Consider the following 11579-nt stretch of genomic DNA (forward strand, 5'->3'; position numbering starts at 1 on the left):
CGCTTGATGCACACGGCAAACCCCCAACACCCGCTCAATGCGCCGTTCGGACCTCTCAATGCCACCCAGCTCGCCGCACGGCTCTAGATCAGTGCATGAGCCCGCGCGAGGTTGGTCGAATTGAGAGGTGCGAACGACTCATTGAGCGTGCTGTGGGGTGTTCCCGCGTCGATCAGGCGGGAGACCTCGGTGAGGATCTCGTGATGCCGCTCAAGCCAAAAAGCCTGTCGCTTCACTGGGAGTTGATGTTCACCCGCTCGCTGTTCGGAACGGCAGACATGGAGCGGCAGCACGAGATCCTCACCGAGGTCTCCCGCCTGATCGACGCGGGAAAACTCCACAGCACGCTCAATGAGTCGTTCGGACCTCTCAATGCCACCAACCTCGCGCGGGCTCATGCACTGATCGAGAGCGGTCGCGCGAAGGGCAAAGTCGTTCTGGAAGGCTTCGACGATTAAGCTGGCCTGCCCCTGAAAAGTGGTCCTCCCTAAGCGATGTAGGGGATGTCATCATGGGTCGGAAGCAGCATACGGCTGGAGAAATCGTCGCGAAGTTGCGTCAGGTGAATGTCCTGGGGTTGCAAGGCCGCAAGGTTGCCGAAGCAATCCGGTCGATCGAGATAACGGAGGCCACGGACTGTCGACGCGCCGGTCGCTGGCGATCTCGGCGCTGTCGCTGGCCAACAGCGCCAACCAGGGCATCCTCCAGCTCCTGCGCTGAGCCGGGTCGGGCCAGCGCGGCCGTACCGCCGCGCTGGCTGCCACGTGGGAAGGCGCCCGAAGCGGTCGGGGGGCGCAACACACGCCGGTGCGCCGATAGTGTTGAATTCGTCGGTCAGGAGGTCGCCATCACCGTCAAGGCGCCACGCGAAGTCCCGACGCCTCACCACCGCCTAGCCACGGGCTCCCGCGAACCCGGCCGGAGGTCCGCGTGATGTCCCGGTTGGCGCAGCACAGCACCAGCATGTCCGAGCGTCTTCATCGGAAGCCGAGGCAAGCCGGGTATGTCAGCCGGGCCGAGTCGGAACTAGAAGACCGTTCGGGGTGGGAAACGGCCTGGCTGCTTACAGTCGCGTCCGGTCCTCAAGCAGGCATTGATCTTGCGATTGTAGCATGACGGCTGCTTCACGCCGCCTTCCGCGGGGTTTGCTCTCTCATAAAAAGCAGGGCCTGCTCCGGCGTCATCGGCTTGCCGAACAGGAAACCCTGAACCTCCGTGCATCCCGTTTGGGTCACCAGGGCGAGTTGATCCTCAGTCTCGACACCCTCGGCGGTGATCGCGGTCCCAAGACGTTCGCCGATGCTGACCACGGCGCGGACGATGGCCTGCGCGTCGGGGTCGTCGATCTCGCGTACGAACGACCGATCGATCTTGATCTTGTCGAACGGGAAGCGCCGAAGGTAGCTCAGGCTGGAGTACCCCGTCCCGAAATCGTCCAGGGCGATGCGGACGCCGATGGACCGAAGCCTATGCAGGCAGGCGATGACCGCGTCGCCATCCTGGATCATCAGGCTCTCTGTGATCTCCAGTTCGAGCCTGTTGGCCGCGAGACCGGAGACCGCAAGGGCGTTCGCAACGGCCGCTTCAAGGCCGGGCTGCTGGAACTGGACCGCCGAGACGTTGACGGCGATGCGCGCCTGGATCGGCCACGACGCGGCGAAGCGACAGGCCTCCTCCAGAGCCCAGGTCCCGAGGGGAACCACTAGGCCGGTCTCCTCTGCGATCGGGATGAATTCGGCCGGCGAGACCATCCCGCGGATCGGATGCGGCCAGCGCATCAAGGCCTCGAAGCCACGGACCTGCCCGTCCGTCAGTGCGACGACGGGTTGGTAATACAGCCGAAACTCCGCCTTGCGATGGGCGAGATGCATGTCGAACTCAAGCTTGTTCCTGTCCTCCAGGGCTTCGTCCATTCCCTTGGTGTAGACCTGGGAGCTGTTCCGTCCGGCCCCCTTGGCCCGGTAGAGGGCGAGGTCGGCATGGCGATGCAGGAGATCTACCTCCAGTCCATGTTCCGGTGCGAGCGCGATCCCGATGCTCGCGCCGATGGTCACCACCTGGCTGCCGAGATGGATCGGTTGGCCGATGGCGTCGATGACGGTCCGTGCGAGCGCCTGCGCGGTCTCAAGCCCGGCCCCCGGCAGGATGATCGCGAACTCGTCCCCGCCGAGGCGCGCGATGACGCCCTCATTCCCGACGGAGTCCCTCAAACGGTCGGCGACGACGCGTAGGAGCCTGTCCCCGGCATGGTGTCCGAGCGTGTCGTTGACGGTCTTGAAGCGGTCGAGGTCGAGGCAGAGCAGCGCGGCTTGACCGTTTCCGAGATCCGCGAGGCATCTTTCGAGCGTCGCGTGGAAGACCACGCGATTGGGTAGGTCGGTGAGGTTGTCGTGACTCGCGACGTGGGCGATGCGCGCCTCGGAGACCTTTCGATCCGTGATGTCGATCTGGAGGCCGACGCAGCGGACGGGCTCGCCGGCCGCGTCGTCGAGCATGCGACCGAAAGACTGCATCCATCGCGGTTCGGCCGGGACCGCAGGATTGGCGATGCGGAACTCGCAGCTGTACGTGGTCCGATCGGCTATGGCGCGCTTTACCTCGTCCCAGACCTTAGGAAGGTCGTCGGGATGGACCTGCACCTTCCAATCGGCCAGCGGGATCTCCATCGCGTCCTGGCCGACCGGTACCGGAAGGTTGTGCATGCGGGCGCTCATCGATGAAAGCCGGACGACGTCGTCGCGCATGTCCCACTCCCAGATGCCCGCCTCGGCCGCCTCCTGGGCGAGACGCAGGAGGTCTCCGGTCGCCTTCAGCGCGGTCTGTGCCGCGATGATGTGGTCGATATCGAGCGCCGTACCGAGCCACTCGATTACCTCTCCGCTGCGCTTCAGCGGGATCATGACGATCCGGTGCCAGCGGTAGTCGCCGTCATGCCGCCTGAGGCGACCTTCGAGTTCGAAAGCCTGCTTGCCCGAGACCGCGGCCTCCCAGGCGCTCGACATGCGGTCGACGTCACCCGGATGGTTGCGGCTGTGGGCCCGGCCGCGCGAACCGTCGGTCTCGCCGTAGTAGGCACGGAAGCTCGCGTTCCGGTAGGCGGTGACGCGGTCCTCGGGCGACACGGTCCACACCATCTGCGGCAGGGCGTCGGCGAGTGAGGCGTAGCGGGATCGGGCGTCGCGCAACGCATCATCGGTATCCGCCAGCGTCGCCGCCACGCGACGATGCTCGGTACGATCCTGGTAGACGCGCAGGTTCGCGGTCACGACCTCGGCCAGATCGCGGAGCTGGCGGCCCTGCTCGCTCGAGAAGCGTCGCGGCTCGGTGTCGATGATGCAGAGTGATCCGACGCGGATGCCGGACCTCAGGATCAGCGGTGCGCCGGCATAGAAGCGGATGCCCGGCTCCCCCGTGACCAGGGGGTTCGACTTGAACCGGGCATCGTCACGGGCATCCTCGACGATGAGGACCTCGTCGGCCTGGATGGTATGGTTGCAGAATGCGACGTCCCGGGACGTTGCGTCGTGGCTCAGCCCGCAGCGCGCCTTGAACCACTGGCGGTCTTCGTCGAGGAGCGAGACCAGGGCAATCGGCATTCCGAACAAGACCTGGGCCGTACGGCAGATCGCATCGAACTGGGTCTCCGGTGCGGTATCAAGGATGTTCAGGTCACGCAGGGCGGCAAGGCGCTCGGCCTCATTGGAAGATCGCAACAAGGGGGTGTTCATCAGCGTGAACTCCAGGATCGAGCGATCCACCATTTTTGAAACCAACATTTACGCGATGTCTCGCTCACGGCGGCTTAATCGATCCTTAATCCTGCCTGGATCGCTGCCGACAATTGTACGCCGAGAACAGACCTATCCCCGAGCAACAGCCCTCTTGAGCCCGCCTGCGAACGAAAGGTGCCAGCGGCGGCTTAACCCCTTAACGCTCAGGGACATTCGCGGGATCTTCGTCGAGCGAACAGGGCGTCGTTTCGATCGGGCCTGGCTTCGTCGGAGAGCCACATGTTTTCTTACCCGGCGTGAAGGGGATGATACTGGTCTCAGTATCCGCTAGGGGAAGAAGGAAGATAGATCTCTTCTAAGACACCTTGCTCGTTCCTCCGCCGCATCCTCGTCGACGTCGCCATCGCTCACGAAATATCGCTTGCGGTACACCAGCTCCTTGATCGCTTCCTGACTGTGTCCAAGCTCTGGATCTGCCCATGCTGGTAGGGCTCCTGGACCAAATCGGCACTGATCCAGAGCGTGATGTCGCTCACACGCATCGTTACGCGATCCGGCAGGATGTCCCAGGCCTCCTGAGCGAAACGCCGATAGCGATCGAATGATCGCACACGGAAGAGGCACTTCTTTTCCGGTTCGAACGCGGCCGCGGACGGGCGAACGGTCATTGCTGGGTTCGCTGCTGCAAGGACGGCAGTTGGCCGAATGACCGCTTTCGGGCCCGGCGCGAGCAGCCTTGAGCGGCGAGTTTGGGTCGACGGTGGAACATCCGCTTCGGGACGAAGGACCAAAGTCTGGTCGCCAGCCCAAACGCCCCTCGTGAATGGGTACCAAGCGTTAGGTTTCGCCTACGAGGTCTGTCGACGGGGTCGGCGCCCAGCAAACTCGAGCGGACGAGCCGCGCGTTCGAACCCAGTCCAGGGATCGCGCTGTAATGCGGACAGGCGCCCCAGCAGGCTTGTAACGTCGAAGCGCGCCCCGGAGCCGAGCGACGGAAGTTCGTTCCAATCGATGGGAACGGATACGGGCGCCCCGGGGCGCGCCCGGGTGGAGAAGGCCGCGACGGCGGTCGCGCCTTGCTGGTTGCGCAGGTAGTCCACGTAAATCCGTCCCTCCCTGGCCTTCCTCGACACGGTCGCGACGAAGCTGTCGGGGACGTCCTTCGCCATCTCGGATGCGATGCGCTTCGCGAAGGCCTTGGCCTCGTCCCAGCCGACCTTCGGCTCGATCGGCACGATGACGTGCAGCCCCTTGCCGCCGGTGGTCTTCACGAAGCTGGCGAGGCCCGAGGCCGACATCCGCTCGCGCACCTCCAGCGCGCCGGCGACGAGATCGTCCCACGCGACGCCGTCGCCCGGATCCAGGTCGAACACCAGCCGGTCCGGCCGATTCGGGTCCGAGACCGTCGCCGCCCATGGATGGATCTCCAGCACGCTCGACTGGACGAGGGCGCGAAGGCCATCCCGATCCCGGATCACGACGGTGTTCTCCCCGTCCACGGACCGGATATGGCGGTCGTCGAGACCGGCCCAGGCGTGTTTCTGGTAGAAGCAGGATCCGAGGCCATCCGGGCACCGGAGAAGCGATAGCGGCCGGTCGACGACGTGCGGCAGGATTCGGTCGGCAACCTCTTCGTAATACTCGGCGAGACCCTCCTTGGTCAGGCCGACGTCGGGCCAGAGCACGCGATCCGGATGCGTCAGCGGCGTGGCCTTCACCGGCGGCTTCCGCATACGAGGCTTCGCGGCCGCGGCCCCCTTCGCCCGTACGACCTCCTCAGGCCGCACGTCGCTCCGGAGGGTCTTGAAGGACGCGTGCCGAAGCTGGCGGTCGCCCGTCCACCCGCGGAACGTGACCTCGCAGACGAGCCGGGTCTCGACCCAGCGGGCGTTGCGGCGCGCCGGCGGCGGCAGCTCGGCCGCGAAGGGCGCCGCCGGGATGCGCAGCGGTTCCAGCTGCGTCCAGAGATCCCGCGCAACCGCGTCGCGGAAGCCGGTGCCGACCCGCCCGACGTGGACGAGGGTGCCGTCCTCGTGCGTCCCGAGGATCAACGACCCGACGGACCTGGACGCGGTGGTCGACGGCATGTAGCCGGCGACGACGAACTCCTTCGACAAGCTGCATTTGATCTTGCGCCAGGCATCGGTCCGGCCCGAGCGGTGGGGCGCGTCAGCGCGCTTGGCGACGATGCCTTCCAGTCCGAGCCTGCAGGCGTGGCGCGCCATGGCCTCGCCATCGGCGGTGAGATGCTCGCTGAACCGGATGGGGCCGCCCGGCGGGGCGTCGTCGAGGACCTGCAGCAGCAGGTCCTTGCGTTCGGTCAGGGGCAGGGCACGCAGATCCCTGCCGTCGAGGTAGAGCAGATCGAAGGCGTAGACGACCGCCGATCCCGTATCGCCGGCGGCGAGCGCCTGTTGCAGGGCGGAGAAGCTGGAGACCCCGCTCTCCGTCTCGACGACGATTTCGGCGTCGATCAGGGCCGAGGGCAGCTTCATACCCTTCAGGGCCTGGGCCGCGGCTTCGAACTTCGCGGTCCAGTCGAGGCCCGAGCGCGTCAGAAGCTTCACCGAGCCGCCGGCGATGCGGGCCTGCATGCGGTAGCCATCGTGCTTGATCTCGTACAGCCAGCCGTCACCGGTGGGTACGTCGTCGACGAGGGTCGCGAGCGCGGGTTCGACGAAGGGCGGCAGGATCGCCTGGCGGGCCCCCTTGGAGCGGCTCGCGGGCGGCTTCGTCCTCCGCTCGGCGGCGACCTCGGCGCGGGCCGCATGATCGGCTCTGACGACCCCGCCCTCGGCGAGATCCTGGTTGGTCCGGCCCGACAGGACCGAGGCCTCGTGCTCGACGAGGATGTCGCCGTCGCGGCGGGCGTGCTCGTCGTCGGCCTTCACCAGCAACCAGGGCTGCTTCTTCTCGCCGCCGCGGCCCTTCATGCGCACGAGATGCCATCGGCCCACGAGCCTTTCGCCGTGCAGGGCGAATTCGAGGTGCCCCTTCGCCAGTCCAACGGACGGATCACCCATGGGCTCCCAGGAACCGGTGTCCCAGACGATCATGGTCCCACCGCCATACTGGCCCTTCGGGATCGCGCCCTCCCAGGCCAGATAGTCGACCGGGTGATCCTCCGTCTGGACCGCGAGCCGCTTCTCGGCGGGCGACAGGCTCGGTCCGCGCGTCACCGCCCAGCTCTTGAGCACCCCGTCCATCTCGAGCCGCAGGTCGTAGTGCAGACGCCGCGCGTCGTGCTTCTGGACGACGAACCGCGCCTTCGCCGCCTTGCGGCCGCGCTTGCCCTTGGGCTCGGGCGAGGCCCCGAAGTCCCGCTTGTCCCGATAGGATCTGAGCAGCTCGGTCATCGTCCTGTGAGAACCGGAACGGCCCGCTCGGGTTCCTGAGCCGACTCCTTCGGCAGGGCCATCTACAATAATGGGCAGGTTATCCACAGCTGCGCCTGTGGAGGAACGAGTCGAGTTGGACTCTCGTTGAACCGTCAAGCTCCCGACCTTCGCGGCGCGAAGGCATCGGCGGCCGGAAATACTTCGACAGACACAGGAGATGGACGTGGCAGCCCGCGCCAACTGGAAAGGTCATCTTCGACTTTCACTCGTCTCCTGTGCGGTCGGACTGTATCCGGCAGTCAGCTCGTCGAGGGAGCTGAAGTGCCATACGATCAACCGCGAGACCGGCAACCGTCTCAAGCAGCTGATGGTCGATTCCGTGACCGGCGACACCGTGGATCGCGACGATCAGGTCAAGGGATGCGAGATCGCCAAGGACGACCTCGTGCCGATCGAGGACGACGAACTCAGCGAGATCGCCCTGGAGAGCACGCACACGATCAACATCGAGGCGTTCTGCAGGCGCGCGGAGGTCGACGAGCGCTACCTGGACAAGCCGTACTACCTGGCGGCCGAGGACAAGGTCTCGCGCGAGGCCTTCGCCGTGATCCGAGATGCGATGAGGAAGAAAGGCATGGCCGGGCTCGGCCGCATCGTCATCTACAAGCGCGAGCGGGTGGTCCTGCTCGAACCGTACGGCAAGGGCCTGCTCGCGACGCTGCTGCGATACGAGGACGAGGTCCGCTCGCCGACGGCCTACTTCGAGGACATGCCCGACGGCGATCCCACGGCCGAGATGCGGGCGCTCGCCGAGGAGCTGATCGCGCGCTCCACCCGAAAGTTCGATCCGTCGAAGTTCGAGGACCGCTACGAGGAGGCGCTGATCGCCCTGGTGAAGGGCAAGGCACCGAAGCCGGCGAAGGGCAAGAGCAAGGGCAAGGCGAAGGCCGGTGCGCCGAACTCCGGTAACGTCGTGAACCTGATGGAGGCCCTTAAGCGCAGCATCAGGTCCGAGAATGGGGAGGGATCAGCGAAGGTGCAGCCGCGGAAGACCAAGGCGAAGACCTCGACGCCTTCGAGGAAGCGCATTTCGGGCAAGGCTATGGCCGTCAAAACCCGGAAGGCCGCTTGACCCGGCGTGTGACCGACCTCGCCGGTCAACGCTCTTGGCCGACAATCCGACTCTCCGGCGGCCGCTTTCGCTGCGGTTGCTAACCCGATGCGCGAACCATGAAGCGATCGATCTGGATTCGACAGTTGTTCCGGTCGGTTGGCGTATGGCGGCCGTCCTTCCATTCGGTTCGCGGCGATGCGTTCACGGAGACTGACGGCACGTTGCGCAATCGCGGCCGCGATACAGTGGCGACAGGGCTTTCCCGGTCCAAGGGCATCGCAGCAGCCGGGAAACCGGCAGGTCGAACCAGGCATGGCTCCCAGAGCCCCTCCACGTGATTCCGACCAGATCCTCTCATCCTCCGACCCCGGACATCAGCAGGCCGATGCCGTTTGGGAGGCCGTATCGTGCCGACGGCCGATCGCCTGTGCGCTTGCACCCCGGGCAATGGGATCTTTGAACAGAATTCTCTGATTGGCCTGCCATCGGTTCCGAAACTCGGACGTTGCCTCGCCGGGCGATGCGCATCTCTGGCTTGCATCAAAGGATTTCGGGGCCGGCCTTCGAACGGGGCCACGGGGTATGAAATGACGGGTGGGTCAGTGAGGTCTCGAATGGTCGGAAGCCTGTCATCGCATGGCGATACACGAGGGTCGGCACGGGACGCGATGAAGGCCGCCCTCGCCAAGTTCAACAAAGAGAAGCCCATCCTGATCGTCAGCCATTTCGATGCGGACGGTCTGACCGCGGCCGCCATACTGGTCCGAGCCCTCCAGCAAGCGGGATGGGAGGCGGTATCGGTCGTTGTCGGTAAGGGGGAATCACCGTGGGACCCCCAGGTCGCCGACCGGCTGGGCGAGCACGAGCCCGGCGGATTGATCCTGGCCGACCTCGGCACCCGAGCCGACCCCGTGCTGTCGGGCTGCCCGACACTCGTCATCGACCACCACGTCCCGACCGGCGAACCGAGGGACGCGATCACGATCAGCGGGAACGGCCTCGTCCCTGAGCCGACCACCGCCCTGCTTGCCTGGTGGGCCGTTGGCGCCATGGGGAACCAGGCCGACCTGCTATGGCTGGCGGCGGTGGGCCTGATCGGCGACATGGCCGAGGGTCTCGACTTCCCGGAGATCGCCGAGGCCCAGGCTCGCTGGGGCAAGACGGCCCTTCGCGATGCCACGTCGCTCGTCAACGCCCCCCGCCGAACCGCGGCGGCCGACGCAGGGCCGGCGTTACGACTTCTGCTGGCATCGGATGGCCCAAAACGCATCACCAAGGGCGACGATGCCGATGCGTTAGCTTTGCACGCGGCCAAGACCGAGGTCCGGGCGGCCATGGACACGGCCAAGCGCGTGCCGCCCGCCATCGGCGGCGACGTCGCGCTGATATCGCTCGACTCCCCGTGCCAGATCCATCCCCTGATCGCCCAGCAATGGCGGGGGCGCCTGAAGAACAAGATCGTGATCGCCGCGAACGCGGGCTATCGCCCCGGCTGGGTGCATTTCGCCGCTCGGTCGGCCAGCGGGCGCGATCTCATCGCCTTCCTCGCCGAGCATCGTCCGGCCAACGCCGACGGGCGCTACGGCAACGGCCACGCCCAGGCGACAGGCGGGGCGCTGCGCAACGCCGACTGGAACGACTTCATCCAGGGACTCGGGTTTCCCCAGGCACAGGTGCAGGCATGACCGGCAATGATCGTCCCTTGCGGCTGGGCTTTCCCGTCAAGGTGATGGGGCGGCCAGACCTGAAGTCGCAGGACACCCGGCGCTGGCAGAAGGATCCGCACCTCAAGTGCTCCCTCGAACTGCTGGACCACGTCCTGGACTACCTCAAGTCCAAGAACCTCGACATGTATCGGATGTCGTCGGACATCGCGCCTTATGCGACCCACCCGGACATGCCCCGGTTTCACAACATGGTGGCGGAGAGCGATGCCGAGCTGCGGGCGTTCGGCGCAAAGGCCCGGGCCTACGACATCCGGCTGTCGTTCCATCCCTCGCAGTACGTGCTGCTGAACGCTCCGAACCCCGAGCTCACGAAGAAGAGCATTTGGGATCTCTCCAGCCAAGCTCAGATGCTGGACCGGATGGAGCTGGACGACGAGGCGGTGATGATCACCCATGTCGGTGGCGTTTACGACGACCACGAGGCGAGCCGGGCGCGTTGGGTCGACGGCTGGAACCTCTGCCCGGAGCACGTGAAGCGCCGTCTGGTGCTGGAGAATGATGACCTGCGCTTCTCGGCGGCGGACGTGCTCTGGATCCACGAGCGTACCGGGGTGCGGTTGATCTTCGACTACCAGCATTTCTGGTGCCTCAATCCCGAGCGGCTGGACATGCGCGAGACCTTCGAGCGCTTCCTTGCGACGTGGCCCGCTGGCGTCCGCCCGAAAATGCATTTCTCCTCGCCGCGCACCGAGTTGCGCGAGATCAAGCAAAAGATCACCCCCAAGCAACGAGAGGCGGCCAAGGCCGGAAAAGCCAGGGGTAAGTCGAAGGAGGTGTTGAAGGCGCCGATCAAGGCGACGGCACGGGTGAAGACGGTGTTGCGCCCCCCGGTCTGGACGGGTCACGCCGACTTCACCAACCCCTTCGAGTTCGCGACGTTCATGCGGATGGCCGAGGGATTGGTTTTCGACGTGATGCTGGAAGGGAAATCCAAGGACCTCAGCCTCCTGCGTCTTCGCCCCGATTTGCTGCGCTTCGCACCCGACGTCGCCGCCCGGTTTGGGATCACCCCGCAGGCGGCGACGGACGACGAGGAGCAGCTGGAGGAAGGCGTCGACGCCGACGATGAGGCGGATGTCGACGAGGGGCGCGCTGAAGCCGCGGAATGACCCCGGAAATCCCGGGACGCCACCTCAAAGGTGCGCACTTCACGACAAGACGACCCTGCTGCGACGGCCCGCCATACCGCCGGTCGCGCGTGCGCCATCGCCAACTTGCCGACCCGGCTAGTGTAGCGCGGCGTCCGCATCTCAAACTTCGTGCTCCATGTCCGTTTCCTCACGAGTCTAGCCCGGGCGGGGACGACGCTGCCGCGGCCGAAGCGGGCGTTGCAGGCGTCGATCGCCGCCATCAGCGGCCGGGAGCGCTCGCGGTCGAGTTGGCCGATCGATGCGCGAACAGGAGAGGGTCTTGCACGGTATCGAGAACGCGTGGCGCTGGGGTCCCATGCTGAAGGTCAAGCTCCATCGGCAGCGGAAGGCCTTGGCACGGCACAAGGCTGGGAGAGCTGTGTGGAGATCGGCCGGAGCTAGTGGTACGAGTCTAACACTTGGTGCCCGCGCTTTGCGGCCTGGATGATGCGATCCGGGTCGGCGGTCCAGACGAACGGCTTCGGATTGCCGTTGCTCTCGGCGATGAAGCGTTTGATGGCGGCCTGTACCTCGATCAG

General features: G+C 65.8%; 5 protein-coding genes and 4 pseudogenes. 5 read left to right on the forward strand and 4 right to left on the reverse strand.

Annotated features, from left to right (window positions below; all coding sequences use genetic code 11):
- Positions 1–200: 200 nt before the first annotated feature.
- Positions 201–458: pseudogene (locus tag MKK55_RS05250) on the forward strand (zinc-binding dehydrogenase); the annotation flags it as partial.
- A 53-nt stretch (positions 459–511) separates the two neighbouring features.
- Positions 512–664 (forward strand): annotated as a pseudogene (locus tag MKK55_RS05255) (IS3 family transposase); the annotation flags it as partial.
- Positions 665–1124: 460 nt separating this feature from the next.
- Here the strand turns inward: MKK55_RS05255 and MKK55_RS05260 are convergent.
- The gene (locus tag MKK55_RS05260; protein WP_243933611.1) at positions 1125–3776 is read right to left on the reverse strand and encodes an EAL domain-containing protein; all 2652 of its coding nucleotides are present in this window, start codon (positions 3774–3776) and stop codon (positions 1125–1127) included.
- Positions 3777–4579: 803 nt separating this feature from the next.
- Positions 4580–7087 carry a DNA ligase D gene (gene ligD / locus MKK55_RS05265; protein WP_243933612.1) on the reverse strand — a complete coding sequence of 836 codons (2508 nt, stop codon included), beginning with the start codon at positions 7085–7087 and terminating at the stop codon, positions 4580–4582.
- 199 nt (positions 7088–7286) lie between these two features.
- On the opposite strand from ligD, the gene MKK55_RS05270 reads away from it, so the two are divergent.
- The 3 genes from MKK55_RS05270 to uvsE all read left to right on the forward strand — a co-directional run bounded on the left by MKK55_RS05270 (position 7287) and on the right by uvsE (position 11019).
- Positions 7287–8201 (forward strand): Ku protein, encoded by a 915-nt coding sequence (locus MKK55_RS05270; RefSeq protein ID WP_243933614.1) that lies wholly within the window; start codon positions 7287–7289, stop codon positions 8199–8201.
- A gap of 650 nt (positions 8202–8851) precedes the next feature.
- Complete coding sequence (locus MKK55_RS05275; protein WP_243933615.1) at positions 8852–9868, forward strand: DHH family phosphoesterase; 1017 nt, start codon at positions 8852–8854, stop codon at positions 9866–9868.
- A complete protein-coding gene (uvsE, locus tag MKK55_RS05280) occupies positions 9865–11019 on the forward strand; it encodes a UV DNA damage repair endonuclease UvsE (RefSeq protein WP_243933616.1) in 1155 nt (384 codons plus the stop codon). Before MKK55_RS05275 ends, uvsE begins: the two co-directional genes overlap by 4 nt.
- Positions 11020–11105: 86 nt before the next feature.
- On the opposite strand, the pseudogene MKK55_RS05285 reads toward uvsE, so the two are convergent.
- Together MKK55_RS05285 and MKK55_RS05290 are read right to left on the reverse strand one after the other, a co-directional pair.
- A pseudogene (locus MKK55_RS05285) lies at positions 11106–11306 on the reverse strand (DUF4113 domain-containing protein); the annotation flags it as partial.
- A gap of 132 nt (positions 11307–11438) precedes the next feature.
- A pseudogene (locus tag MKK55_RS05290) lies at positions 11439–11579 on the reverse strand (IS630 family transposase); the annotation flags it as partial.

It is taken from the genome of Methylobacterium sp. J-059 (assembly GCF_022829485.1).
Lineage (GTDB): Bacteria > Pseudomonadota > Alphaproteobacteria > Rhizobiales > Beijerinckiaceae > Methylobacterium.

Coding starts and splice junctions, on each gene's coding strand:
- MKK55_RS05260 (WP_243933611.1), bottom strand. CDS start 3,776: ATGTTGGTTTCAAAAATGGTGGATCGCTCGATCCTGGAGTTCACGCTG.
- ligD (WP_243933612.1), bottom strand. CDS start 7,087: ATGACCGAGCTGCTCAGATCCTATCGGGACAAGCGGGACTTCGGGGCC.
- MKK55_RS05270 (WP_243933614.1), top strand. CDS start 7,287: ATGGACGTGGCAGCCCGCGCCAACTGGAAAGGTCATCTTCGACTTTCA.
- MKK55_RS05275 (WP_243933615.1), top strand. CDS start 8,852: ATGAAGGCCGCCCTCGCCAAGTTCAACAAAGAGAAGCCCATCCTGATC.
- uvsE (WP_243933616.1), top strand. CDS start 9,865: ATGACCGGCAATGATCGTCCCTTGCGGCTGGGCTTTCCCGTCAAGGTG.